The organism is Streptomyces sp. NPDC005262, assembly GCF_042872425.1.
Classification (GTDB): Bacteria; Actinomycetota; Actinomycetes; order Streptomycetales; family Streptomycetaceae; genus Streptomyces.
Genome location: NZ_JBIAKK010000008.1, coordinates 188,594 through 213,275, shown reverse-complemented (window position 1 = coordinate 213,275; position 24,682 = coordinate 188,594). Strand labels below are relative to the sequence as shown.

22 protein-coding genes are annotated in these 24,682 nt (G+C 69.4%); 7 read left to right on the top strand and 15 right to left on the bottom strand.

Annotated elements, in window-relative coordinates; genetic code table 11:
- Positions 1-33: 33 nt before the first annotated feature.
- From ACFYP5_RS21670 to ACFYP5_RS21655, 4 genes are read right to left on the bottom strand one after another with little or no spacing between them, the layout of a single operon-like run.
- Positions 34-1,116 carry an ABC transporter ATP-binding protein gene (locus tag ACFYP5_RS21670; RefSeq protein ID WP_389038382.1) on the bottom strand — a complete coding sequence of 361 codons (1,083 nt, stop codon included), beginning with the start codon at positions 1,114-1,116 and terminating at the stop codon, positions 34-36.
- Positions 1,117-1,124: 8 nt separating this feature from the next.
- A complete protein-coding gene (locus ACFYP5_RS21665) occupies positions 1,125-1,958 on the bottom strand; it encodes an ABC transporter permease (protein WP_389038379.1) in 834 nt (277 codons plus the stop codon).
- Complete coding sequence (locus ACFYP5_RS21660; RefSeq protein WP_389038376.1) at positions 1,946-2,851, bottom strand: ABC transporter permease; 906 nt, start codon at positions 2,849-2,851, stop codon at positions 1,946-1,948. The genes ACFYP5_RS21665 and ACFYP5_RS21660 overlap by 13 nt, the downstream gene beginning before the upstream one ends.
- A gap of 8 nt (positions 2,852-2,859) precedes the next feature.
- The gene (locus ACFYP5_RS21655; RefSeq protein WP_389038373.1) at positions 2,860-4,014 is read right to left on the bottom strand and encodes an ABC transporter substrate-binding protein; all 1,155 of its coding nucleotides are present in this window, start codon (positions 4,012-4,014) and stop codon (positions 2,860-2,862) included.
- A gap of 235 nt (positions 4,015-4,249) precedes the next feature.
- On the opposite strand from ACFYP5_RS21655, the gene ACFYP5_RS21650 reads away from it, so the two are divergent.
- Together ACFYP5_RS21650 and ACFYP5_RS21645 are read left to right on the top strand one after the other, a co-directional pair.
- A complete protein-coding gene (locus ACFYP5_RS21650) occupies positions 4,250-5,074 on the top strand; it encodes a GntR family transcriptional regulator (RefSeq protein ID WP_389038370.1) in 825 nt (274 codons plus the stop codon).
- Between the two features lie 778 nt (positions 5,075-5,852).
- Positions 5,853-7,913 carry a phosphocholine-specific phospholipase C gene (locus ACFYP5_RS21645; protein WP_389038368.1) on the top strand — a complete coding sequence of 687 codons (2,061 nt, stop codon included), beginning with the start codon at positions 5,853-5,855 and terminating at the stop codon, positions 7,911-7,913.
- 311 nt (positions 7,914-8,224) lie between these two features.
- Here the strand turns inward: ACFYP5_RS21645 and ACFYP5_RS21640 are convergent, their stop codons facing one another.
- On the bottom strand, positions 8,225-9,544 hold the full coding sequence (locus ACFYP5_RS21640; RefSeq protein ID WP_389038365.1) for an acyltransferase: 1,320 nt from the start codon (positions 9,542-9,544) through the stop codon (positions 8,225-8,227).
- A gap of 352 nt (positions 9,545-9,896) precedes the next feature.
- Between ACFYP5_RS21640 and ACFYP5_RS21635 the strand changes: the two genes are divergently transcribed.
- Complete coding sequence (locus ACFYP5_RS21635; RefSeq protein ID WP_389038362.1) at positions 9,897-10,967, top strand: mechanosensitive ion channel family protein; 1,071 nt, start codon at positions 9,897-9,899, stop codon at positions 10,965-10,967.
- A gap of 211 nt (positions 10,968-11,178) precedes the next feature.
- Positions 11,179-12,078, top strand: coding sequence for a YihY/virulence factor BrkB family protein (locus tag ACFYP5_RS21630; protein WP_389038359.1), 900 nt, complete (start codon positions 11,179-11,181; stop codon positions 12,076-12,078).
- 84 nt (positions 12,079-12,162) lie between these two features.
- Here the strand turns inward: ACFYP5_RS21630 and ACFYP5_RS21625 are convergent, their stop codons facing one another.
- Together ACFYP5_RS21625 and ACFYP5_RS21620 are read right to left on the bottom strand one after the other, a co-directional pair.
- Complete coding sequence (locus ACFYP5_RS21625) at positions 12,163-13,239, bottom strand: glycerophosphodiester phosphodiesterase family protein (RefSeq protein ID WP_389038357.1); 1,077 nt, start codon at positions 13,237-13,239, stop codon at positions 12,163-12,165.
- A 305-nt stretch (positions 13,240-13,544) separates the two neighbouring features.
- Complete coding sequence (locus tag ACFYP5_RS21620; protein ID WP_389038354.1) at positions 13,545-14,228, bottom strand: TetR/AcrR family transcriptional regulator; 684 nt, start codon at positions 14,226-14,228, stop codon at positions 13,545-13,547.
- A 132-nt stretch (positions 14,229-14,360) separates the two neighbouring features.
- On the opposite strand from ACFYP5_RS21620, the gene ACFYP5_RS21615 reads away from it, so the two are divergent.
- The 3 genes from ACFYP5_RS21615 to ACFYP5_RS21605 are packed head-to-tail and all read left to right on the top strand — an operon-like array spanning position 14,361 to position 17,376.
- Positions 14,361-15,563 (top strand): acyl-CoA dehydrogenase family protein, encoded by a 1,203-nt coding sequence (locus ACFYP5_RS21615; RefSeq protein WP_389038352.1) that lies wholly within the window; start codon positions 14,361-14,363, stop codon positions 15,561-15,563.
- Positions 15,560-16,588: a phosphotransferase family protein gene (locus ACFYP5_RS21610; protein WP_389038349.1), complete on the top strand. Its 1,029-nt coding sequence runs from the start codon at positions 15,560-15,562 to the stop codon at positions 16,586-16,588. The genes ACFYP5_RS21615 and ACFYP5_RS21610 overlap by 4 nt, the downstream gene beginning before the upstream one ends.
- A 29-nt stretch (positions 16,589-16,617) precedes the next feature.
- On the top strand, positions 16,618-17,376 hold the full coding sequence (locus tag ACFYP5_RS21605) for an SDR family NAD(P)-dependent oxidoreductase (RefSeq protein WP_389038345.1): 759 nt from the start codon (positions 16,618-16,620) through the stop codon (positions 17,374-17,376).
- Between the two features lie 49 nt (positions 17,377-17,425).
- Here the strand turns inward: ACFYP5_RS21605 and ACFYP5_RS21600 are convergent, their stop codons facing one another.
- The 8 genes from ACFYP5_RS21600 to ACFYP5_RS21565 form a co-directional block, all read right to left on the bottom strand.
- Positions 17,426-18,466 (bottom strand): MBL fold metallo-hydrolase, encoded by a 1,041-nt coding sequence (locus tag ACFYP5_RS21600; RefSeq protein WP_389038342.1) that lies wholly within the window; start codon positions 18,464-18,466, stop codon positions 17,426-17,428.
- A gap of 80 nt (positions 18,467-18,546) precedes the next feature.
- Entirely contained in the window at positions 18,547-20,055 is a 1,509-nt protein-coding gene (locus ACFYP5_RS21595) for a class I adenylate-forming enzyme family protein (RefSeq protein ID WP_389038339.1), read from the bottom strand.
- A 92-nt stretch (positions 20,056-20,147) separates the two neighbouring features.
- Positions 20,148-20,468 (bottom strand): EthD family reductase, encoded by a 321-nt coding sequence (locus tag ACFYP5_RS21590; RefSeq protein WP_389038336.1) that lies wholly within the window; start codon positions 20,466-20,468, stop codon positions 20,148-20,150.
- 18 nt (positions 20,469-20,486) lie between these two features.
- On the bottom strand, positions 20,487-20,885 hold the full coding sequence (locus ACFYP5_RS21585; RefSeq protein WP_389038333.1) for a nuclear transport factor 2 family protein: 399 nt from the start codon (positions 20,883-20,885) through the stop codon (positions 20,487-20,489).
- A 115-nt stretch (positions 20,886-21,000) separates the two neighbouring features.
- The gene (locus ACFYP5_RS21580) at positions 21,001-21,360 is read right to left on the bottom strand and encodes a nuclear transport factor 2 family protein (protein WP_389038330.1); all 360 of its coding nucleotides are present in this window, start codon (positions 21,358-21,360) and stop codon (positions 21,001-21,003) included.
- A gap of 76 nt (positions 21,361-21,436) precedes the next feature.
- Positions 21,437-22,630 carry an ABC transporter substrate-binding protein gene (locus ACFYP5_RS21575; RefSeq protein WP_389038327.1) on the bottom strand — a complete coding sequence of 398 codons (1,194 nt, stop codon included), beginning with the start codon at positions 22,628-22,630 and terminating at the stop codon, positions 21,437-21,439.
- 177 nt (positions 22,631-22,807) lie between these two features.
- Positions 22,808-23,428 (bottom strand): TetR/AcrR family transcriptional regulator, encoded by a 621-nt coding sequence (locus tag ACFYP5_RS21570; protein ID WP_389038324.1) that lies wholly within the window; start codon positions 23,426-23,428, stop codon positions 22,808-22,810.
- A 79-nt stretch (positions 23,429-23,507) separates the two neighbouring features.
- The gene (locus tag ACFYP5_RS21565) at positions 23,508-24,656 is read right to left on the bottom strand and encodes an acetyl-CoA C-acetyltransferase (protein WP_389038321.1); all 1,149 of its coding nucleotides are present in this window, start codon (positions 24,654-24,656) and stop codon (positions 23,508-23,510) included.
- Positions 24,657-24,682 lie beyond the last annotated feature (26 nt).

Below are 24,682 nucleotides of genomic sequence, written 5' to 3'. Positions count from 1 at the left end.
TCCTGCGGGCATTCGGATGCGGTGGCGCCGGGGTCAGTGGCGCCGCGCCGCGACCAGCACCGGCCGGTCCGGGAGCATCACGGCCACGGGGGTGCCCGCGGCGAGTGCCGCCGCCTCGTGCGTCCGCAGGTCGGCCTTGACCTCCGTGCCGTCGGCGAGGCGGACGGTGACGCGGGTGACGGCACCGAGGAAGGCGGTGGCGACGACCCTTGCGTCACCCATGTCGTCCGCGGCGAGCCGGACGGCTTCGGGTCGTACGAGGACGTCCACGTCGTTGCCCTCGCCCGGGTCGCCGTCCACGGGCAGCCGTCGTCCCAGGACCGCCACCGTCGTGCGCCCGGCTTCAAGGACGCCCGGGATCCGGCTCATGGTGCCGACGAACTCGGCGACGAACGCGGTGGCGGGCCGCGCGTACAGTTCGGCGGGGGCCGCGCACTGCTCCAGCCGCCCCGCGCGCATCACGGCGACGCGGTCGGCCATCGAGAGCGCCTCCTCCTGATCGTGCGTCACGAAGAGTGTGGTGATGGCGAGTTCCTGCTGCAGGCGCCGGATCTCCTCGCGGAGCGTCAGCCGTACCTTGGCGTCGAGTGCGGACAGCGGTTCGTCGAGCAGCAGGACCCGCGGGCGCAGCGCGAGCGCGCGGGCGAGCGCGATGCGCTGCTGCTGCCCGCCGGAAAGCTGGTGCGGGAAGCGTTCACCCGCGCCCCCGAGGCCCACCAGCTCCAGCAGCTCGGCGGCACGGGCGCGCCGCTCGGCCGTACGGACCTTGCGCATGCGCATCCCGAAGGCGACGTTGTCGAGCGCGGTGAGGTGCGGGAAAAGGCTGTACGACTGGAAGACCATCCCGGCGTCGCGGCGGTGGGCCGGCACCCGCGTCACGTCCTCGCCGTCGACGAGTACCTCGCCGGAGTCCGGGTGTTCGAACCCGGCGAGCACGCGCAGTGCGGTGGTCTTGCCGCAGCCGGACGGGCCGAGCAGGGCGAGGAGTTCTCCGGGCCGCGCGGTCAGGTCGAGGCCGTCGAGGGCGACGGTCGCGCCGAACCTACGGCGCATGCCGCGGAATTCGACGGTTGCGGCGCCGGTCGTGGCGGCCTTCTCCAGCGTGCTGATCGTCATGGTGAGGGTCATCCCTGGGAGGCGGTACGGGAGGGGGTACGGCGGCCGCCGAGCGTGGCGACCGCCAGGAGGAGTGCCCAGGTCAGGAACAGGCTGAGCACGGACACGGCGACGGACATCTGGGCCTGGGAACCGCCGATGCTGTAGATCCACACGGCGAATGGCTGGAAGCCGAGGAGCTGGGCGACCGTGAACTCCCCCAGCACGAGTGCCAGCGTGAGGAACGCCGCGTTCAGCAGCGCGCCGCGGAGGTTCGGCAGCACCGCGCGGACGAGGGCCTGCGGCCAGCCCGCGCCGCAGCTGCGGGCGGCCTCGACGAGCGTGCGCACATCGACGGCGCGCAGCCCCGCGTCGAGGGCACGGTGGACGAACGGCAGGGCCATCACGACGTAGGCGAGGACGAGCACGATCGGGAAGTCCGGGTTCTGGAGAGCGACGAACGTCTGGAAGAGCGGCGTCGTCGCCAGGTACTCGGGACCCCACTTGAGGACGGTTCCGATCCCGGCGACGAACGCGATCGGCGGGACGATCAGCGGCAGCGAGCAGATGACCTCGACCACTGGCCGCAGCCGGGGTGCGCCGAGCCGCAGCGCGACCATGGCGGGCACCATCAGCAGCAGCACGACGGCGATCGTGGCGGCGGCCAGTTCCAGGGAGAGCACCAGGCTGGGCAGGAAGCCGTCGGTGCCGAGGATCCGCGCGTACGCGTCGACGTTCGGGCCCTTACCCGGCACATCGACCGTGAAGATCACGGAGGCTGCCAGCGGCACCAGGAAGTAGAGCGCGGCGACGGCGAGGACCGCGGCCCGCCCGGGGCGGAAGGTGGTGTTCAGGCGAGCCATCGCGCGCTCCGTCGTTGCAGGGGCAGGTACACGGCCATCACCAGGCCCGCGACGAGGACCATGTCGAGACTGAGGGCCAGAGCCACGTTCTCCTGGCCGACCAGGACGTTGCCCGAGATGGCGTCGGCAATCTGCAGGGTGACCAGCGGGACCGAGCTGCCGACCATCGCGGCGGCAGTGGCGTAGGCGGCGAACGCGCTGCCGAACAGCAGCACCAGACCACCGAGCAACGACGGTGCGAGCACCGGCATGGCGACGTGCCGCCAGTACTGGGCATGTGTGGCGCCGTTGTTCCGGGCGGCCTCGCGCCACTGCGAGCGCAGCCCGTCGAGGGCGGGCGTGATGGTGAGGACCATCAGCGGGATCAGGAAATAGAGGTACGTGAGGGTCAGGCCCCAGAAGCTGTACAGGGTCCAGCCCGCGTCGGCGAGGCCCAGGTGCCTTGTGAGGACACCGGAGTTGCCGAGCGTCGCGACGAAGGCGAAGGCGAGCGGGACACCGCCGAAGTTCGCGAGCACCCCGGAGGCGGTGAGCACGGCCTCACGCAGTGCGCGGAAGCGGGAGACCACCACCGCCTGAGCCAGCAACAGCCCGAGGACCACAGCGATGGCCGCCGACACCGCGGACAGTTCGACACTGCCCAGGAGCGCTGTCAGGTAGGCGCCGTGCAGCGACGTGGTCAGATTGGCGGTGGTGTAGGACGTGGCGCCGGTGGCCGGGTCCTTGACGGTGAAGGCGCCGTTCAGCATGGCCAGGGCCGGGACCCCGAAGGCGATCGCCACGAAGACGAGCAACGGAACGACGGCGAGCCACCCGGCGCCCCGGCGCCGCCGCCCCGAGGCAGCGGCTGCGGGCGCGGCGACGACGGGGGGCGGCGCGGAGGTGACAGACATGCCCGAGGTCATCCCGAGACGGCCTTGCCCCAGCCCTGGGCGATGACGCCCTTGGCCTTGTTCTGCTGGGCCTCGGTCGGGAACGTGACCTCGCCGGAGACCTCGGGCAGCTTGGCGGCGGAGTCCTTGTCGAGCTTCCCCGCCTTCTCCATGGCGGGCATCAGCGCCGGGCGGGCGTAGCCCTTGAGCCAGAGGTTCTGGCCCTCGTCGCTGTACAGGTACTCCTGCCAGAGGCGGGCGGCGGCGGGGTGCGGCGCGTCCTTGGTGATGGCCTGCGAGTAGTACTGCGCGTACCGGCCGTCGGACGGGACGGAGACCTTCCAGTCGACGCCCTTGCTCTTGAACTCGTCGGCATAGCCGGCGTTGAGGTAGTCCCAGTCGATACTGATGGGCGTCTCACCTTTCTCGACGGTCGCCGGGGTCGACTCGACCGGCGTGTAGTTCCCGTTCTTCTTCAGCTCGGCGAAGAAGTCCAGTCCCGGCTGGACGTCGTCGAGGGAACCGCCGTTCGCCAGGGCCGCCGCGTAGACGCCGCCGAACGCGGAGCCGGACTTGGTCGGGTTGCCGTTGAGCGCGACCTGGCCCTTGTACTCGGGCTTGAGGAGGTCCTTGAAGGTGGTGGGGCAGTGCTTGACGCGCTTGGCGTCGCAGCCGATGGAGATGTAGCCGCCGTAGTCGTTGTACCAGCGGGCCTGCGGGTCCTTCTGCGCGGCCGGGATGTCGTCGTATGCGGCGACCTTGTACGGCGCGAACAGTCCCTGCTGGGCCCCGCTCAGGGCGAACGAGCTGCCCAGGTCCAGCACGTCGGGGGCACGGTCCTGGCCCTTGCGCGAGGTGACCGCGTTGATCTCGTCCTGGCTGCTGCCGTCGGGGTTCTCGACCTCGATCTTGATGCCGTACTTCTCGGTGAAGCCGTCGATCAGCGCGCCGTAGTTGGCCCAGTCGCGGGGCAGAGCCATGGCGTGCAGCGTGCCCTCCTTCTTCGCCGCGGCGACAAGGGCGTCCATGCCGCCGAAGTCCGTCGCGGAGCTGGCGGTGGCGGCCTTCTTTCCGTCGGGTGTGGTGGCGGACTGGCTGGTGGCTGCGCCACAGGCGCTGAGACTGAGTGCGGCGACGGCGAGACCGCCGGTGAGAACGGCGATCCTGGACAGGGGCAACGTCACGATCTCTCCTGGTGTGGCGCCCCGCGCGGAGATTCCCGCCGGGGCTCGACAGAGAACTTGTTTGAACAAGTTGACCTCAGTAGGCACGCCCTCCATGTCACCTCGGTGAACAAAGGGGCAACTGTGACCGCCACTCTTCTGGACAATTGCCCGACGCCCTCCGGAAGAACGACGCCCTTCCCGTTCTCGTCTACGCTGGTTCACCTGCACACTGCGCACAGCACGAGAGGGGACCATGACAGCCCGACACGAGGAGATCGCCGAGGAGTTGCGCCGGGCGATCGATCGCGAGGAGTACGCGGTGGGCAGCCGGCTACTCCCCGAGACAGAACTCGCTGCACGCTACGGCGTCTCGCGCGGCACCGTCCGCCAGGCCGTCGCCGCCCTGACGTCGGAGGGTCTGATCGGGTCCCGGCAGGGCGCGCGGCGCGTCGTGCTGGCCAGTCGCCGCAATCAGAGCTTCGCCGAGCTGCGCAGCTTCGCCCAGTGGGCGCGCGCGATGGGCCGCACGGCGACGGGCCGGGTGGTGTCCTCGGAGTACCGCCCCACGACCGCCCAGGACTCGGTTCGTCTCCAGATGCCGATCGGCGTACCGGTGCTCCACGTCCTGCGGCTGCGCGGTCTGGACGGCGAACCGGTGCTGCTGGAACGGACGGTGTACGCGGACTGGATCGCCCCGGCCGTCGAGCGCATCGAGGCGGACTGTCCATCAGTGACGCAACGGCTGTTCGAGGACACCGGGCTGGTCTTCGCTTACGGTGAGCATCTGATCGACGCCGTCGCGGCGGGAGCCCAGGACGCCGAACTGCTGGGCGTGCGCCGGACGAGTCCGCTGCTGCGGGTGCGCCGGGTCACAACCACCCGCGAGGGCCGCCCCGTCGAGTGGTCCGACGACAGGTACTGCTCGGACGCGGTGAGTTTCAGTGTCCACAACTCGATAAGCAACAACGCGCTGGCCCGTCGCACCGGCCCCGGCGCGACGCCGGCGCGTCCGGCAAGGGCAGCCGGGGGCGGCCGGACCGGCTTCGCACCGGATCTCGACCTCCGGGCCCAGGCGTGACCGTCACGTCCCGCGTCCCTGGGACGGCCGGCACGCGCACGCGCTGCCTCAATCACGCGCCGATTCGCCACCGGCGAGCACATCCGGCGCCCACCCCGTCCACCGGTCCATGGACCGGCTCGCCGTCGGGCGGTCGACGCCGCGCAGGTGAGTTGGGCGGGTGACCTGTCCCGGCTCATCGGTACCGACCGCACCTGTCGATCGAGAACATCCCCGCAAGTGCCTGCTGGGCCGCCGTCCGTGGCGGCGCCAACGGTGGAGGAAGGACGGGCGTCAGCCGCCGGCAGCAGAGTAGCGGCTCCGGCGAGGAAGAAGGCTCCGCGCCGCGAAGCCGCGTGACAACTCCCGCTCGCTCCAGGCCTTCTGAAAGCTGCAAGGGAACCCGGCGAGCTGCGCTGTCGGCCTTCGTCCGAGGTTCGCGGCGTGCAGTGCGGCGAGGGATGACGTTCACCCCGGCCGGATTCACCGACGAACAGAGCCCGCACGCTGCGCTCCATGCAGCGCGCGGGGGTCATGAGCGACGGATCGGTGCCCTGAGCCAGGACCGACAGCGCGCGCCGCGCGCTGCGGCCAGGCAGAACAGCGGCGCCCCGGTGGGGTGTTCCCGGCGTTCGAGACGCCTCAGTTCGGTCCGCCCCGCCCGCGGTCACAGGCCGGGGGGGTTGGGACAGGTTTCCCGAACGGTTCGCTTCTCCGCCGCCACTTGTTTGAACAAGTTGGGAAATGCTGGCCGCTGCACGCTTTACGGCCCACGGACTTTCCGGGAGACATGCTCTTCATGAATGCCATTGACCGCAGACGGTTCATGCAACTTGCGGGCGGCACTGCTGCTCTGTCCGCTCTGTCCACCAGCATCGCTCGCGCGGCGGAGATCCCCGCGGACCGCCGGACGGGCTCCATCAAGGACATCGAGCACATCGTCGTCCTGATGCAGGAGAACCGTTCCTTCGACCACTACCTCGGCGCGCTGCGCGGCGTTCGGGGCTTCGGGGACCCGCACCCGGTGACGCTGCCGAGCGGCAAGCCGGTCTGGTACCAGTCGGACGGTACCAAGGAGGTCCTGCCCTTCCACCCGGACGCCAAGGACCTCGGCCTGGCCTTCCTGGAGGACCTGCCGCACGGCTGGAACGACACCCAGGCCGCCTTCAACAAGGGCAAGTACGACAAGTGGATCCCCGCCAAGTCCGCCACCACGATGGCGCACCTGACCCGTGAGGACATACCGTTCCACTACGCGCTCGCCGACGCCTTCACGGTCTGCGACGCCTACCACTGCTCGTTCATGGGCTCCACCGACCCGAACCGCTACTACATGTGGACGGGTTACACCGGCAACGACGGCAAGGGTGGCGGCCCCGTTCTCGGCAACGACGAGGCGGGCTACTCCTGGACCACGTACCCGGAGCGGCTGGAAAACGCCGACGTCTCCTGGAAGATCTACCAGGACATCGGCGACGGGCTGGACGCGGACGGCGGCTGGGGCTGGATCGGGGACGCCTACCGAGGCAACTACGGCGACAACTCGCTGCTGTACTTCGACCAGTACCGCAACGCCAAGCCCGGCGACCCGCTGTACGACAAGGCCCGCACCGGCACCGACGCACGCAAGGGTGAGGGCTTCTTCGACATCCTCCGTGCCGACGTGAAGGCCGGCAAACTGCCCGAGGTCTCGTGGATCGTCGCACCCGAGGCCTTCACCGAGCACCCGAACTGGCCCGCCAACTACGGCGCCTGGTACATCTCGCAGGTTCTGGACGCGCTCACCGCCAACCCCGATGTGTGGAGCAAGACGGCGCTGTTCATCACCTACGACGAGAACGACGGCTTCTTCGACCACGTCGTGCCGCCCTTCCCGGCCGGCTCGGCCGCGCAGGGCAAGTCCACCGTCGATGCCGGCGGCGACCTGTACGCAGGCGACAGCGGCCGCCCGGCGGGGGCGTACGGCCTGGGTCAGCGCGTCCCGATGTTCGTGGTGTCGCCGTGGAGCAAGGGCGGCTACGTCTGCTCCCAGACCTTCGACCACACCTCGATCATCCAGTTCATGGAGCGCCGCTTCGGCGTGACGGAGCCCAACATCTCCCCCTGGCGCCGTGCCGTCTGCGGCGACCTGACCACGGCGTTCGACTTCCGGCACAAGGACAGCCACTCGCCGCGCCTGCCCGACACCACCGGCTACCTGCCGCCGGACGGTGACCGGCACCCCGACTACGTGCCGACGCCACCGGCCAAGGGCGCACTGCCCCGCCAGGAGCGTGGTCTGCGCCCCGCCCGGCCGATCCCGTACTACCTCGCGGCCGAGGGCAAGGTCGGCACCGCAGGCTCGCTGCGGATCGACTTCGCCTCCCACGGCGAGGCCGGCGCCGGCTTCCTGGTCACCTCCGCGACGGACGCCTCCGGCCCGTGGACGTACACCGTCGGTTCGGGGCACTCGGTCTCCGGCGTCTGGAACGTCTCCGCGAACTCCCACGGCGCCTACGACTTCACCGTGCACGGTCCCAACGGCTTCCTGCGCCAGTTCGCCGGCAAGGTCACCGCCGCGGGGCCCGAGGTCGGCGCCCGCCACGACGGCAAGGACGGAGCCGTGCGCCTGGTCCTGACCAACGACGGCCGCAGCACCGTGACGCTCACGATCAAGGACGAGTACGGCAAGCACAAGCCGACCACCTACCGGCTGCGCCCGGGCGCCCACGTGGTGCACTCGGCGAGGACCGAGCGCACCCATGGCTGGTACGACCTGACCGTGACCGCCGACCACGACGGCACCTTCGTGCGCCGCCTGGCCGCCCACGTGGAGAGCGGCCGCGCGAGCACCAGCGACCCGGCCCTCTCCGCCGGCTGACCACGCTCGCCCGTTCCGGCCGCGGTCCGGTACCACCGGACCGCGGCCGACGCCGTTCCCCGAGTCGCCCCCTCAGGGGGCGACGCGCCGGTCCGTATCAACGCGATGATCACCCGGCGCTCCATTCGGAGTCCGGCCATGCGTACTCGTCGAAGCCGGCCGGGAGCTTCCCGCACGGGGCCCGAACCGACCACATGGTCCGGACGGTAGAGGAGCACGGCCACCCCGCACCTGAGGGCAACTACTCGGACCTGCCTGAGTAGTTGTCCGGCCGGCATCACATCGGACACGGATGTCGACCCGACAGGGTGTCAGGCCGCTTCCTTGAAGGCGCTCTTGGGCTCATCCGGGGCTTCGTGCACCGTCGTCCGCCGGCGGACCATCACCAGCGCCGTGCCCAGCGCCAGACCCAGCGCGGGCAGCACGGGGAAGCGGCCGTCGTATGCGAAGCCCCGCATGGCGAACCAGGTCAGAGCGGCGACGCCGGCCGCCAGGCCGAGCCACAGCGACCAGGGGCGGCGCAAGCCGATGTCCGGCCGGATTCGCTCGTACAGAAGCGCCTGCCGGCGCTCCAGCGGCCGCAGGGCCAGCAGAACGCCGACCAGGACGACGCCGAGAACCAGCAGCCAGGGCACCCGAAGCCCCCACCATGCCGCGGACCCGAACGCGGGCTCGGGCGCGATCCCGGTCAGGTAGAACGCGGCGGCGACGACCAGCACAGGCAGCATGTGCCACAGGTACAGCGTCATGCTGGCGCCGCCCACGTGGCGCACCGCCCGCCACACACGCTCGCGGTCCAGAAGCCGCCGTACCACCGGCGCGGCGAGCAGACACAGGCCGACCTGGGCCACTGCCCACGCCAGCATGGCCGCCGACGGCGGATCGGTGTTGCTGGGGGTCTGCCCGGTGACCAGGATCAGGCTGACCGGGAACGGCCCGAGCGTGATCAGCGCCGCGAAGGCCAGTCCCCCGCCCGCCGCCATCGCGACGGGCACCCGCCGACGCCCCGTCAGCAGGCCGTCGCGCCAGCAGAAGCCCAGCTGATAGGCCACACCCCACACCAGTACATAGTTCAGCAGACCGACGTACGGCACCCGTGCCGCCAGCGTCAACGCGTCGGCCGCCAGGGCGGCAGCGCCCATCACCACGGGAACGAGCAGGCCCCAGCGCCGGTGCGCCGCGTGCAGCGCCGGAGTCAGGACGCTGAGGATCAGATACACCGGAAGGAACCAGAACTGCATCGCCATCGCCCACCCCACCAACGCGAGAGTGTCCGGGTCCACACCCACAGCCGAGCAGATCCCGACGGCGAGCAGCACCAGCCCGCTGTACACCGCCACCGGAAGCAGGAGCCGCAACGCCCGCCGTCCCACCCACCCTGCGGCCCTGCCACCCGTCTCGCGGACCCGCGACCAGGAGCCTCCTGCTGCGTGGCCCCCGGCCAGGAAGAACAGCGGCATGATCTGGAACCCCAGGGTCAGCCACTGGGTCCAGGGAATGGTCGCCAGCAGCTCCGGCGCGGTGATCTGCCCATCCGGTCCCAGGACCAAGGCGGTGATCAGCCAGTGTCCCGTCACCACCAGGACAATGGCCCACGCGCGCATGAAGTCGACATAGCGGTCTCTGCTCATGCGTCGTCATGCTGTCGCAGAGCCGATGGAACCACGACGGGAAGTCGAGACCGCAACCAATTCGTGCTCGGTGCGACATCACTCGCACACCAGGGGTCCGCGATGAATCGACTTCGCACGGCAGTTGGCCGGGCGGCACTTCCGATCCCTGGCCGGTCACCGACCTCGGCTCGCCGTCACCGATCTGCATCCATGTCCCCGCCTGCCGCCCTGCCCGTCGGATGCGGCAGGATGGAAGATCGTTCCGGATCCGAGAATCGAGCAGGTAACACAAGGTGACAACACATCACATAGGGCGTCCGGCAACGGATTCCGCCGCCGGTCCGCTCCGCCTCACGGCGGGAGGAAGGCGGTGAACCGGGCACTCACGCTCCATGACCTGATCGTCGCCGGCGTCATGGTGGCTGCCGGCGTCCTGGCGGGACTGCTGCTGCGCGTCGCCCTGCGGTGGCTGGGAGAGCGCGCCCGCAGGACACGGTGGAGCGGGGACGACGTCATCGTCGATGCCCTGCGGACCCTGGCGCCCTGGGCGGCGCTGGCTGCGGGCGTGGCGGCGGCCGCCGCGGTGCTTCCGCTGGCCTCGCAGGTGGGACGAAACGTCAACCGGACGCTGACCGTGCTGCTCATCCTGGTCGCCACACTCACCGCGGCCCGGGTGATCACAGGGCTGGTGCGGTCCGTCGCCCAGTCCCGGTCCGGTGTGGCCGGGTCGGCCACCATCTTCGTCAACATCACACGCATCGTGGTGCTGGCGATGGGCTTTCTCGTCATACTCCAGACCTTGGGCGTTTCCATCGCCCCGCTCCTCACCGCACTGGGTGTGGGCGGCCTCGCGGTCGCTCTCGCGTTGCAGGACACCCTTGCCAACCTGTTCGCGGGTGTGCACATCCTCGCCTCGAAGACGGTGCAGCCCGGCGACTACATCCGGCTGAGCAGCGGCGAGGAAGGGTACGTGGTCGACATCAACTGGCGTAACACCGTGGTGCGTCAGCTGTCGAACAACCTCGTGATCATCCCCAACGACCAGCTCGCCGGCACCAATATGACCAACTTCAACCGGCCGGAGCAGCAGATGTCGGTGCTGGTTCAGGTCGGAGTCGGCTACGACAGCGACCTGGAGCACGTCGAGCGCGTGACCGCCGAGGTCGTCGAGAGCGTCATGACCGACATCGCCGGCGGCGTCCCCGACCATGAACCGGCCGTCCGGTTCCACACCTTCGGGGATTCCAGGATCAACTTCACGGTGATCCTCCGGGCCGGTGAGTTCAGCGACCAGTACCTGATCAAGCACGAGTTCATCAAGCGCCTGCACCAGCGCTACCGGGCCGAAGGCATCACGATTCCCGCCCCGATGCGGACGGTGGCGGTGCAGCAGGGCGAGACACCGATTCCGATCCCACACCAGCGCACAGCCGGGTTGTGAGCTGCCCCGAGACCCGACAACCGCCGCGGTGGTGGTGCCGGCAGCGGTCGACGACCGGCTTCCGCCGCCACGCGGCGGGTGTACGGCCCGGTGACGGAGGCAGAAGCGGAAGTGGTAGCAAGAAAGGACGTCCATACACCGGGGGATCCGCTGCCTCCCCCGGCGCCGCCAGGCCGCGCCGCGCCTGACCACGTCCACCGGAGAACCAGCCGTGCCGAGCAAGACCACCGCAACCGCCGCCGGACGCGTCCCCCGCCAGGCCGGCCCTGCAGGGCGGGCCGCCCACTGGCGGTCCGCCCTGTGCCGTACCCCTGTGTCGATCTGGAAGGACGACCTCTCGGACTGGGCCGCCGCCCTGACGTACTACGCCATCCTCGCCCTGCTCCCGGCGCTGCTGGTCACCGTCGCGTTGATCGGTCTGGCCAATCCCCGGGCCACCGACGCGCTGATCACCGACATCACCGCGTTCGCCCCGGCGGAGTCCGGACCCGCGCTCCGCCAACCACTGGAGGCCGCGACCCACGAACGCGGCGCCGTGTGGCTGCTGATCGCGACGGGGACCGTCAGCGCCGTGTGGTCCGCCTCCAGCTATCTGGCTGTCTTCCGCAGGGCGCTGCACGCCCAGCACGGGGTGCGGGACAAACGGCCGGCGCTGCGCAAGGCCCACATCATCGTGGCCACCGCCGTGGGGCTCCTCCTGCTGCTCATGACCAGTGCCTTCGCCCTGGTGCTGACCGGGCCGCTGGCCCGCTGGCTGGGGCACCGGCTCGGCCTGGCACATGCCAGTGAAACGTTGTGGGCCGTGCTGAAGTGGCCCGTCCTGGTGTTCCTGGTCGCCTGTCTGATCATGGTGCTGTTCCGTACCGGGCCGGCGTCGGCCAGGGGCCTGCGGCGAGGGCTGCCCGGTGGGATGCTCGCCGCGTTCCTGTGGCTGGTCGCCTCGGCCGGGTTCGCCCTGTACGCCACGCACATCGGCTCGTACAGCCGGCTGTACGGCTCACTCGCCGGGCTCGTCGTCTTCCTGATCTGGGTCTGGTTCACCAATCTGGCCCTGCTGGCCGGTGCCCAGTTCAACGTCGAACTGGCGCGGCCGACGCCGGACCGCTCGTAATGGCGTCACCCGCGCGGGCCTTGTTACGGCCTACGCCCCGGAGCTGGGTGCTCTGGGGCGTATCCGTCGGTGGTGTGCCGGTCGTCAGTGACGCGGCGCGGGGTAGGCCTTGGGCAGGCGCATGCCGCGGTCGGCCATGATGTCCCGTACGCGGTTGGGGTAGTCGGTGATGATCCCGTCGATGCCCATGTCCATGAGCGCCTCGATGGTGGCAGGGTCGTCACAGGTCCACGGGATGATCTTCAGACCGCGCTCATGGGCCTCGGAGATCATCTTCTTGTCGGGGTAGAAGCGGAAGGCCGGGTCCGCGATCGTGCCGTTCTGCGGGAAGCCGTAGTTCGGGGACAGCGCGGTGACACCGGGGACGGCAGCGGCGGCCTTGACGAAGTCGCCGTCGTAGTCGTCGGCGTCGATTCCACCGAGCCACGGGGAGGCGCCGGGCTTGCCGACCTGGAGGAAGTCGTAGTTCGTCAGCGCCACCAGCGGGTACGACGGCGCGAGCTCGTGCATCTCCTTCAGCGCCCCCCAGTCGAAGGACTGGATGGTGACCTGCTTCTCGATCCCGGAACGGTGGATCTCCTCGAAGACACGGCGGACGAACAGCTCGCGCGGTGCGGTCTGCTCGGGCGCGCCGGCCTCCACCTTGGTCTCGATGTTCAGCTTGACCTGCTTGGCCTTGTAGCTCTTGACCAGGTTGAGGACGTCCTTGAGCTCCACCATGCGGAAGCCCTTGATCTGCTCCTGGTCGGGGAAGCCGGGCAGCTGCTGGTAGCCGCAGTCCATGCTCTTGATCTGGGCCAGCGTCAGGTCCTTGATGTACTTGCCGACATACGGGTACATCGGGTCGCCGGGCGTCACGGGACCGGTGTCCTTGCACTTCTGGGCGCTGATCTGCCGGTCGTGGTTGACCACGACCTTCTGGTCCTTCGTGATGTGCGTGTCCAGCTCCAGGGTGCTCACGCCAAGGCGCAGAGCCTTGCCGAAGCCCTCCAGGGACTCCTCGGTGGTCAGGCCGAGGCCGCCGCGGTGGGCCTGCAGGTCGAAATGAGTCTTCTGGGGCGGTACGTGGTGGTGGTGCTGGGCCGTGGCCGCCTGGGCGGTCGCCGGAAGGGCGAGCACGGGCAGGACGGCTAGGCTGGCGACTGCATGCCGCAGGGACATCTATGCCTCGTCTATTTCGGGCGAACTGGACCTTGCGAAGCTAAGCCCCACCCCCGGATCACACGAAGCCCAGGCATGAGGTCATCGTGAACGTCCGGGAAACGATCGCCGCTTCGGACTCCGAGGCAGGCAAAGAGTGCTAATACTCCGGGCCACGTGTGGCCTTACATGCCAGTAAGGGCATCCCTGCCATTTTCGGCCGACGGGGCCATCACATCACCGGCGGTCTTACCAGCCGTGGCTCGCCGCAGAGTCCCCGATCGCGCGCCTCGCACCCGCAACGGCCGGGAGGCCGTACCTGCGGTTCAGGTGTGGGCCGGGGCGCCCACACCCCTCTCGTACGGGACTCTCTCGAGCCGCGCACCCACGATGCGCAGTGCGATGTCGCCGTACTGATAGGCGAGCTGGTCGACGGAGAGCTCGCCGCCCTCGTGGAACCAGCTGGCCACACCGATGCCCATGTCGAGGATCGAGTACGAGGCGATTCTGGCCGACTGCACCTGGAAGGCACCCTCGGAGGCACCTCGTTCGATGAGTTCGCGGAAGCGGCGCTCGTAGTCGCTGCGGCGACTGAGCACCCGGTCCTGGTCCGGCCGCGCCAGGCTGCCGATCTCGCGGTTGCCGACGAAGGCCTCCAGGCGGTGGCGGGCGTGGTAGCGAATGTGCGCCTCCACGGAGCGGCGTAGCTGCTCGCACACACCGTCGGCGCCGGCGACGGCCGCGGTGTTGTCCGCGATGAGCTGCTCCATCGTGCCGATCATGATCTCGGCCAGCAGCTCGTGCTTGGAGGCCACGTGCTTGTAGAGGCTCGGACCGCGGATGCCGACGGCTGCACCGATGTCGGTCATGGTGGTGGACCGGTAGCCCTGGGCGGCGAACAGCCGTAGCGCGGCCTGCCGGATCGCCGACCGGCGGTCGGCCGGGGACTCGTCCTCGGGAGAGGCGGGCCGATGCGGCCGTTCGTACTGTCCACCTTGAGTTACTGGCACACCGACCCCCGGAGCTATCAATGGTTAGCCGATTTCTTCTTCCGGCAACCTTGATTATAGCCACGACCCTTGACAGGCCGTCCATCCAGCTCTGTGATGGCTAATAGTCAGTAGCCAAGATCGGGAGAGAACGTGTCCATCGGGTTCGAGATCGACAGGCGGGTCGCCGACGTCGCGCGGCGCACTACGGAGTTCGTACGGGATGTGGTGATGGCCGAGGAGCAGGCGTGCGACGGGAACGTCCATGCCGGGCCCGAGCCGTTGCGGCGGCGGCTGCAGGAGGCGGCCCGCGAGGCGAGGGTGTTCGCTCCGCATGTCGGCGCCGAGTGGGGCGGGCTCGGGATGGATCTGTGCGGACAGGCGGTGGTGTTCGAGGCGGCCGGGTACTCGCTGCTGGGGCCACTCGCGCTCAACTGCGCGGCGCCCGACGAAGGCAACATGCACCTGCTTGAGAAGGTGGCCACTGAGGAACAGAAGGAGCGCTATCTGCGCCCACTGGCCGCCGGTACGGCGCGCTCCTGCTTCGCGATGACCGAGCCGGCACCGGGCGCCGGATCGGACCCACGGGCGCTCGGCACCACCGCGACGCGGATCGAGAACGGCTGGCGTATCGACGGCCGCAAGTGGTTCATCAGCGGCGCCGACGGCGCCGCCTTCGCCATCTGCATGGCGCGCACGAGCGGCAGCCCCGGCGACGCGGGTGGAGCGACGATGTTCCTCGTCGACACCGACAACCCGGGCATGAAGATCGTCCGGAATATCGACACTCTGGACCAGGGCCTGTTCGGCGGGCACAGCGAGGTCGTCTTCGAGGGCTGCGAAATCGGCGACAGCGCCGTCCTCGGCGAGGTGGACAAGGGCTTCGCGTACGCGCAGGTACGCCTGGGCCCGGCCCGTATGACCCACTGCATGCGCTGGCTCGGGGTGGCGCGCCGCGCACAGGACACCGCCTTGGATCGCGCGGCGCAACGTTCGGCCTTCGGCAAGCCGCTGGCGGAACTGGGCATGGTGCAACAGCTGTTGGCCGACTCCGAGATCGACATCGAGACCAGCCGGGCGGTGCTGTGGCGGGCCTGCTGGGAGCTGGACCAGGGCCGTCCGGCCGCCCAGCACACCTCGATCGCCAAGACGTACGTCTCCGAGGCGGTGAACCGGGTGGTGGACCGGGCCGTGCAGGTGTGCGGCGCGCTCGGCATCTCGGGGGATGCTCCGCTGTCGCGGCTGTACCGGGAGGTACGTCCGTTCCGTATCTATGACGGGCCGTCCGAGACACACCGCTGGGCCATCGCCAAGCGCGCGGTGCGCGCGGCGCGGGAGCGGGTGGCTGCCCGGTGACCACAGCCGAGACGGCCGTGATCGGCATCGACGGACCGGCGCTGCAGCGCTACTTCGAACGCCATGTCCCCGAGTGCTCGGGCCCGTTGAACATCGAACTGCTGCACGGTGGGCGCTCCAACCTGACGTACGACGTGACCGACGGCACGAACCGGTGGGTGCTGCGCCGACCGCCGCTGGGAGTCCTCACGCCGACCGCGCACGACATGGACCGCGAGTACCGGGTCGTCGCCGCCCTCGGCTGCACCGGGGTCCCGGTGGCGCGGGCCGTGCTGTCGTGCACCGACCCGGCGGTGATCGGGGCACCGTTCTGCGTCGTCGACTTCGTGGAGGGCACGGTGCTGCGCGACGGCGACGAGGTCGCCGAACTGCCACCCGCCGCCGCGCGGCAGGGAGCCGAGGCGCTCGTGGACGCTCTTGTGACCCTGCACTCGGTAGACGCCGACAGTGTCGGGCTCAGCGGCTTCGGACGCCCCGAGGGCTATCTGGGGCGTCAGGTGCGTCTGTGGCGCAGGCAGTGGGACAAGGTCGCCACGCGTACCCTGCCCGAACTCGACGAGCTGCACGGTCGGCTCGCCCGATCCTTGCCCGCGAGCGGCACCCCCTCGATCGTGCACGGCGACTACCGGCTCGACAACACCATTCTGGCGCCCGGCGGCTTCGAGCGGATCGCGGCGATCATCGACTGGGAGATGGCCACACTCGGCGATCCCCTCACGGACCTCGGGATGCTGCTCATGTACTGGGACCCGACCTGCGAGCCGGTACTCGGAGCACGGCACGCCCCGACGGCCAACCCCGGTTTCCCCTCGGGCCGCGAGCTGGCCGAGCGATACGCCGAAAAGTCCGGCCGGGACGTCGGTGCCCTGCCCTACTACCAGGCGTTGGGCTGTTTCAAGCTCGCGGTCATCGCGGAGGGCATCCATGCCCGCCATCTCGCGGGGCAGACCGTCGGCGCCGGCTTCGACCGAGTGGGCTCCGCGGTGCCCACGCTGCTGAGCTCGGGACTGGAGCTGCTGCCGTGACCCTTGACGCACGAAGCGAAGGAGAGCCCATGCATGCTCGACTGTCCGGACAGGTCGCCCTGATCACCGGCGCGACCGGCGGCATAGGAGCGGCCGTAGCGCGCCGCCTGGCTGCCGAGGGCGCCACGGTGGTGGTGACCGACGTGGACGCAGGACGCTGTGACGATCTGGCGAAGGAGCTGACGGCCGACGGAGCAAAGGCCCTCGGCCTCACCCTGGACGTCAGCGACGAAGAGGCATGGCGCAGTACGGTCGAACGGGTGGTCGCCGAGCTGGGCGGCCTGTCCGTGCTCGTCAACAATGCGGGTATCGCCGAGATGCGGACCGTGGAGACGGAGACCCAGGAGTCCTGGAGCAAGGTCATCTCGGTCACCCAGACCGGTGTCTGGCTCGGGATGAAGCACGGAGGTCCCGCAATAGAAGGCTCGGGAGGCGGCTCGATCGTCAACATCGCTTCGATCTTCGGTACGGTCGGCGGCTTCGGCAGTCAGTTCTCGTACCACGCCGCGAAGGGCGCTGTACGACTGATGACGAAGAATGCCGCATTGCACTGGGGAACTCGCGGCGTCCGCGTCAACTCGATCCATCCCGGCTTCATCGAGACGCCCCTCTCACGCGAACTGTGGGTGGGCACGCCGCGGCACACCGCGATGGTCGAAGGCACCCCCCTGGGGCGACTCGGCAGGCCCGCAGAGGTCGCGGGTGCAGTGGTTTTCCTCGCTTCGCAGGACGCGAGCTTCGTCACCGGCTCCGAGCTGTACGTGGATGGGGGCTGGACCGCACGTTGACGGAAGAAAGGGGGCGTGGCCGTTGCCGTGCCCCCTTTCCGTGTGTGTGTCAGTGCGCGCGCGTGTACTGGTTCACCCCGTCCACGAACGCCCTCGTGGACCGCCCCTGCAGGACCAGGACGTCCAGGTGCGCCGCCGTCTCGTTGACCGCGAGCATCTGGTTGAAGGCGGTGAGATCGCCGAACGGCACCTCCCGGCGCGTCCAGCCGAGTCGGCGTGCCACCGCGTGGGCGTCGAGCGTGCCCTCCCCCAGCGCCGTCAAGCTCTTGGCCAACCGGTCGTCGTGGTGCGTGAGCAGTTCGGCGACGCGGGTGTGGGTGCTGTCGGCGACCGGCCCGTGCGCGGGCAGCAGCCGGGCGTCGGCGTACCGGGTCATCAGCCGCAGCGAGTCCAGGTAGTCGGCGAGCGGCCGGCCGCCGGGTTCGGCCAGCTCGAATCCGATGGACGGGGTGATGTGCGGCAGGACGTGGTCCCCGGAGAACAGCAGTCCTCGCTGCTCGTCGAGGTAGACCACGTGTCCCTTGGTATGTCCCGGCGTTGGCACGACGTGGAGCTCACGGTCGCCGAAACGCAGGGTCTCCGCCCCGAGCCAGCGGTCGGGAGCCTCCCACACGCTCGGGTCGTAGCCGCCGTGGTCCAACGCCTGGATGCGGTCGGCCAGTTCGCCGGCACCCGCCCTGCGCAGCGTCTCCAGCGAGCCCGTGGGTTCGTCGCTGCCCAGCCGGTCGAGCATCTCCAGGCCCGGCCGTTCGCCGGCGCCCAGGTATACGCGCGAGCCCAGCAACCGGCGCAGTTCCACGGCGTTGGTGTAGTGGTCGCGGTGGATGTGGGTGACCAGGATGTGGCTGATGTCGCCGAGGTCGCGGCCGATGGCGGCCAGAGCCTCCTCGAGCGTCTTGCGTGCCTCGGGGATCGCCCAGCCGCCGTCGATCATGACGATGCCGTCGTCGTCCGCCAGGTTCTCCAGCAGATAGACATTGACGGCGTGCAGGCCGTCGTTGGGCAGTGGCAGGGGAACACGATGCACCCCGGGTTGTACGGTCTGGACTCCGGCTGCGGCCCATGGGCCCTGGTCGAACCGCGGTGTCATAACTTTCCCCTTGCTGGTGTGCCGCTGTGGATCAGGCCGCGCGGTGTGCGCGGGAGCGCGGCCCGCAGGTGTGCCCCGGATCAGGCCGGGTCGGGAGTGCGGACGCGCAGCCGGTGGGCCAGTTCGCGGGCTCCGGATCGGTCGAGCTTGCCGACCTTGGTCTGGGGCAACTCCTCGATGCCGAAAACGAACTCGGGCCACTTGGCCTTGGACAGTCCCACGCCGTCCAGGTGCCCGGTCACCTCCGCCAGGTCGATGCCGCCGCCGTCCTCGGTGACGACGAGCAGTGCAATACGTTCGCCGAGCACCTCGTCGGGAACGGCCGCGACACAGGCCCTGGCGACGCGCGGGTAACTGGCGACCGCACGCTCTATCTCGGTGATGTCGATGTTGCGGCCGCCGCGGATGATGATGTCCTTCTCGCGGCCCATGATGCTGATGGTGCCGTCCTCGTGGGTCATCAGCAGGTCACCGGTGGGGAAGTAACCGTCCGCCGTCAGCGCCGGCGGTTCGACCTTGCCGTCACGGGCGTAGCCGAGGAAGAGGGAAGGACCGCGTACCTCTGCCCGGCCGGACACGCCCGGCCCGGCTTCGGTCCCGTCGGGAGCGAGCGCGCGAAGGTTCGTGCCCGTAAAGGGGCGACCGTCCCTGCCGAGCCGGATCTCCTCGGGGTCGTCGGGGCTCGGCGAGGTGTGGCCGAGGCACTCGGACATGCCGAAGACGCGGAGGATCTTCGTACCCAGGGACTGTTCGGCGCGGGCGAGGGCGCCGCGGTCCATGGGGCCGCCGCCCACGGTGATCGCCCGGACTCCCGCGAGGATGCCGGAGCCGGCTGCCTCGGCCCCCATCTGCAGCGCCATCGTCGGTACGCACATGGTCCAGCGGACCCCGGCATCGGCCATCCGTCGCAGCGCGACGGCCCGATCCCACTTCCCCGTAAGAACGAGCGGTCCACCCAGCAGAAGGGCGAGGTAGACGCCGAAGCAGTACGCCGCCGTCGACGAAAGCGGCACGATCGCGCCCACTGCATCGCCGGCGGCGAGGCCGTTGATCCCGATGGTGCTCGTGCCGGCGTAGCGCAGGGCCTTCTCGGACTGCACGACGCCCTTGGGCCGCCCGGTCGAGCCGGAGGTGAGGCCTATGAGGACACCGCCCGACCAGCGCGCCACATCTCGCTGCCCGGGCATGGACAGGCAGGTCCAGCCGTCGAGCACGGTGTCCGCCCGGCCCTGCAGCAGCTCGGGCACCGCCCATTCATTCATGGCCGAGGGCTCGGCGACGACGACGTCCGGGCGGATGTCCTCCCAGGCCGCGGCGAACTCCGCGGGAGTGGTGTGCCGGTTGACCACCGCGAGGACCCCGCCGCTCATGCCCACGGCCAGACCGGCGGCGACGGTACGCCATGAGTTGTCGGCCTGGACAATCACAGTGCCGCCCACCCCGCCGGCGCCTCCGGGGGACATCGCATCGGCGAGCGTGGCTGCCCGGTCGAGCAGCTCGCGTGCCGTATGGCTGCCCGCGTCGTCGATGACGGCAATGAAGTCCGCCTGCTCGGCCCTCTGCTGGAACTCCCGCACTACCTGTTGCATCCCGTTTCCTCGCTACGCTGTGCCGAACTCCGTAAGGAACGCTGCTCCGACATCCATGCTGCTAACCGACTGGGGAACGGCCGGTCCGGTGGTCAGCCGGTGAACATCTCCGCCTCGTGCCCCATCACCGCGATGCGTCGGCCCTTCATGTCCCCGACCTGTGCAATGGCATCCGCCCACTCCTGACTCGCGAGGGCCTTCTTCAGGTCCTCCGGCGAGTCGAAGCTGAGCACGGAGATCCCGTCCCAGCCCTCGGAGCGGTTCTCCAGGGCGGCGTCGATCTCGGTGTGCCGCCAGGCGCGAAGGCCCGGCAGGCGGTAGGTCAGCTCCGCGTGGTCGCCGCGCCACCAGCCGATGAACCGCTCGTGCGTCCACTCCGGAGGCCGGGCTGCCAGCAGAACGAGGTTGTACATGAAATCCTCCGTACGTTGTCAGTTGAACCGGATCTCGGACGACCGACCGATCAGCAGACGCTGCAGCCGGCCCTTTTCGTTCACTCGCCCGGCGGCGACGAAACTCGCCTCGGGAACCCCTGCGCGCCGTACCTCGCCGAGGAACATCTCGTCCTGGCCGAGGGTGGTCGCGGACAGCAGATGGTGAGTGCGTGTGCCCTTCTCCCGCTGTTCGAGATAGCCGACGAGCGCGGCGCGGTCCCCTGCGAAGTCCGTGGCGTTGCCGTCGCCGGTGGAGAACAGGATGGAGAGCGAGAAGTCGTCGCTGATCAGGTCGAGGATCCTGGACGGTTCGTCGCTGTCGAGGATCTCGAACCATGCGGTCAGGAATGGGGCGGGGGCCGCAGTGGGGGCAACGCCGGTGGTTGTGTCGGTCATGTCGGCTCTTCTCTGGACGGTGCGTGAGTGTGTAGTGGTCGTGGACGGTCCGTTGCCCACGGACACGGAGTACTTCGCCGTGCCCGGGCCGCGTTCAGCCGGCCCGGGCGGCGGCCTACTCCGGCCGGTCGACGAGGTCGAACGTCGTGGTGAAGAATGACTGGTAGCGCGCCATCTTCCCGTCGGGTGTGACAACGGCGGCCGACAGGAAGGACCCGACGGCCTTCCCGGACTCGGTCACCACTCCGTACACGGTCTCCAGATCACCGTCGGAGCTGCAACGGAGAATTTCGTGCACCCTCTCGACGGCATTACGACCCCCGATGTAGGCGGCGAATTCGTCCTTGGACCGTCCCGTCGCCTCGCGGCCCGGCAGGGCGATGAGGAAACGGAAGTCCGGTACGAGGAGTTCGAGCGCCTGCTCGGGGCGGTCGCTGTCCATACGTGCCATGTAGGCGCGCAACACACTGGCCATGGATGGTCCTCTCGTGGCTTGAAGGGCTGCCGGCGGCCCGGGCAAATGTCCGGCACGGTGGCTGACGGGACAGATGTCAGCCACGGGCAGGCGGGGTGAAGAAGTCACCCTGCGACTCCCAACGACCGTTCCTTGCCACGACCTTCTGCACGTCGCGGGTGCCCAGGTGACGGTCGGCGGAGAAGGTGAGCACCGGCCCCACGCCCGTGTCGACCTGGCGCGCGTTCTGGTAGGCCCGGGTCAGCGACGCGGCGGTGACCGGCCCGTCGACGGTCTTGGCGACCTCGACGAACGCCTTGGCCGCTTCCCATCCCCACAGGGTGATGAAATCGGCCGGCTGTCCGGGCTCGTACTTCGCCATCGCCCTGCGGAACTCCTTGATGGCCGGGTCGTCGTCGTGCGGCGACTTGACCAACTGCACCGACTTGAGCCCTTCGGCCGCCTTGCCGGCCAGTGTCAGCGTGGACTGTGCTGCCACGGGTGCATAGCCGTACGAGGGGGTGTCCAGTCCTTGCAGCTTGGCTTCCTTCAGGTAGGACGCAGCTTCCGAGGCTTGCAGGATCAGGACGACCGCGTCAGGCCGCTGGGCCTTCACCTTGCTGATCACCGGGCTGTAGTCGGTGGTCTGGAGCTTGACCTTCAGGCGTTTAACCTGGACGGTCGGGTCGGCGTTGCGGGCAGCAGGGCCGATCTGCTCGGCGACGTTCACGAAAGCCGCCGGGTCGCTGTGCACAACCAGCACCTTCTTCGCTCCGTCGCGCACCACCCAGTCACCCAGCGCGGCCGCCTGGTCCTCGTACAGGGTCTGCAGCCCGAACAGTCCGTCGCGGGCCGGCTGGTACCAGGACGCGTCTCCGCCGAGCGTGTTGAGTATCGGCACCTTCGACTGCTCGAGCACGAAGGGGAACGTGGCGTGGGTCTGGGACGTGCCGTTCGCGGCGACGATGGCCACGACCCCGTCCTGGTCGACGAGCCGACGGGCGATCTGGACGGTCTGCTGCGGGTCGGCGGCGCTGTCCTTGACGATCCACTTGATCCTGCGGCCGTTGATCCCGCCCTGTGCGTTGACGGACTTGAAGTACGCGTCGGCACCCGCCCTCTCGGGAACCCCGAAAGTGGCCTGTGCTCCGGTGAGCGGTAGCCAGGCACCGATTCTGATGACCTTGTCGTCCCCTGCCGCCGAAGGGCCTGTGGTGCCGCAGGCGCTCACCACCAGGGTGAGCACGGCAGCGAATACAGCGATGAGCGCGTGCGTGGTGCGTCGTCGCATGACCCCTCCTCAGATCAACCTGAGTTAAGTTCAGTTCATTTTAAATCTTAATCCCGGGGAAACACGCCTGGCAATGGCCGGCCACCTACCCTGTCGACCCGGACCGGAGCGGGAGACAGCGCGGCCCCCTGACGGACATCCGTCAGGGGGCCGCGACGTGCGGGACCACTCAGCGCGTCAGGAGGCAACCATCCGCACGCAGGCGCCCTCGATCAACTCACTGATCTCCGAGAGCGGGGTCGGGCCGGACGGCCGGTACCAACGCCACACGCTGACAATCAGACCGAGCACGCTCGCGCCGAGCAGCTGCGCGTCCCGCAGCGGGAAGGCTCCCTGCGACATGCCTCTCACCAGCAGGTTCGTCCAGTCCCTCTCGACGACCTGGACCAACTGTCGAGCAGCGACCCGCTCGGCCTCCTCACGCTTGGACCTGCGCGAACCCGAGAGCAGGTCCATGTGATTCTGCAGAATGCGCATCTGCCGAACCTCGTGCGCAGAGACGTCGTACGCCGCGCGAACCGCCGCCCGCAGTGCCTCGACCGGCTCCTGGGCATCCGCCGTCGCCTCGACGAACCGGTCGTGGGAGCGCTGCAGTTCGAGACGCATGATGGTGAGCAGACAATGAGTCTTCGACTCGAAGTAGTGGTAGAGGGCGGTCTGCCCGATGCCGACCCGCTCGGCCACCGTGGCCCACTTGGTGGCCTCGAAGCCGGCCTCGCCGAAGCACTCCACGGCAGCCGTGAGAATGGCCGCGCGCTTGGACCGCGGTCCCGCCTCCGGTTCAACGATCCCTGTCATGTTCCCTCTCCTGGCCGTCACTCACCGTGTCCGTACCCGAGAGTAGACCCAAGTTGAACTCAGTTGCCAATCGGCCACGTCACGCGCGTTCGAGCATGGTCGCGTTGGCCATGCCGCCGCCCTCGCACATTGTCTGCAGACCGTAGCGCCCTCCGGTCCTGCGCAGCTGGTGAACGAGTGTGGTCATCAGCCGGGCGCCCGTGGCACCGAGCGGATGCCCGAGCGCGATCGCCCCGCCGAAGGCATTGACGCGCTCCTGATCGGCGCCGATCTCCTTCTGCCAGGCCAGGACTACCGAGGCGAAGGCCTCGTTGATCTCGACCAGGTCGATCGCGTCGATCGACAGCCCGGCCCTGTCCAGGACCTTCTCGGTGGCGGGGATCGGACCGGTCAGCATGTGGATCGGGTCGGAGCCGACCACGGCCATGCTGTGCACGCGTGCCAGCGGGGTCAGGCCGTGCCGGCCTACCGCCTCCTCGGAGGCGATCAGTAGGGCGGCGGCGCCGTCGGAGATCTGGCTGGCGACGGCGGCGGTCAGCCGGCCGTCCTCGGTGAGGGGCTTCAGGCCCGCCATCTTCTCGAGCGTGGTGTCGGCGCGCGGGCCCTCGTCGGCGGTGAGTCCGAAGGCCGGGGTGATCTCGTCGTCGAAGGCGCCGTCGGCCTGGGCCGTCAGGGCCCTCCGGTGGCTGGTGAGCGCGAACCGCTCCATGTCCGCGCGCGTGATGCCCCACTTCTCGGCGATCAGCTCGGCCCCTCGGAACTGCGAGACCTCCTGGTCCCCGAAATGCTCGCGCCAGCCGTCACCTGCGTACGGACTACCCATGCCGGCCTGTTCTCCGACGAACATCGGGCTGGCGATGGGCACCAGGCTCATCACCTCCACACCACCGGCGACCACCAGGTCGGCGGCGCCGGACCCGACCGCCTGGGCGGCAAAGTGCACCGCCTGCTGAGAGGAACCGCACTGGCGGTCGATGGTGGTTCCGGGAACGTGCTGAGGCAGCCCCGCCGACAGCCATGCGGTGCGTGCGAGGTTTCCGGTCTGCGCGCCGATCTGGCTGACGCACCCGAAATACACGTCGTCGACCGCGCCCGGGTCGACGCCCACGCGCTCCAGCAGGGCCCGCAGCACATGTGCGCCGAGATCGGCGGGGTGCACGCCGCTGAGCGTGCCCTTGCGCCGGCCGACGGGGGTGCGGACGGCTCCGACGATGAATGCTTGCGACACGGTGGGCTCCATGGTTGGGATGAGGG

Coding starts and splice junctions, on each gene's coding strand:
- ACFYP5_RS21590 (WP_389038336.1), bottom strand. CDS start 20,468: ATGTACAACCTCGTTCTGCTGGCAGCCCGGCCTCCGGAGTGGACGCAC.
- ACFYP5_RS21605 (WP_389038345.1), top strand. CDS start 16,618: ATGCATGCTCGACTGTCCGGACAGGTCGCCCTGATCACCGGCGCGACC.
- ACFYP5_RS21595 (WP_389038339.1), bottom strand. CDS start 20,055: ATGCAACAGGTAGTGCGGGAGTTCCAGCAGAGGGCCGAGCAGGCGGAC.
- ACFYP5_RS21580 (WP_389038330.1), bottom strand. CDS start 21,360: ATGGCCAGTGTGTTGCGCGCCTACATGGCACGTATGGACAGCGACCGC.
- ACFYP5_RS21660 (WP_389038376.1), bottom strand. CDS start 2,851: ATGTCTGTCACCTCCGCGCCGCCCCCCGTCGTCGCCGCGCCCGCAGCC.
- ACFYP5_RS21585 (WP_389038333.1), bottom strand. CDS start 20,885: ATGACCGACACAACCACCGGCGTTGCCCCCACTGCGGCCCCCGCCCCA.
- ACFYP5_RS21570 (WP_389038324.1), bottom strand. CDS start 23,428: ATGACAGGGATCGTTGAACCGGAGGCGGGACCGCGGTCCAAGCGCGCG.
- ACFYP5_RS21625 (WP_389038357.1), bottom strand. CDS start 13,239: ATGTCCCTGCGGCATGCAGTCGCCAGCCTAGCCGTCCTGCCCGTGCTC.
- ACFYP5_RS21600 (WP_389038342.1), bottom strand. CDS start 18,466: ATGACACCGCGGTTCGACCAGGGCCCATGGGCCGCAGCCGGAGTCCAG.
- ACFYP5_RS21645 (WP_389038368.1), top strand. CDS start 5,853: ATGAATGCCATTGACCGCAGACGGTTCATGCAACTTGCGGGCGGCACT.
- ACFYP5_RS21575 (WP_389038327.1), bottom strand. CDS start 22,630: ATGCGACGACGCACCACGCACGCGCTCATCGCTGTATTCGCTGCCGTG.
- ACFYP5_RS21670 (WP_389038382.1), bottom strand. CDS start 1,116: ATGACGATCAGCACGCTGGAGAAGGCCGCCACGACCGGCGCCGCAACC.
- ACFYP5_RS21640 (WP_389038365.1), bottom strand. CDS start 9,544: ATGAGCAGAGACCGCTATGTCGACTTCATGCGCGCGTGGGCCATTGTC.
- ACFYP5_RS21650 (WP_389038370.1), top strand. CDS start 4,250: ATGACAGCCCGACACGAGGAGATCGCCGAGGAGTTGCGCCGGGCGATC.
- ACFYP5_RS21665 (WP_389038379.1), bottom strand. CDS start 1,958: ATGGCTCGCCTGAACACCACCTTCCGCCCCGGGCGGGCCGCGGTCCTC.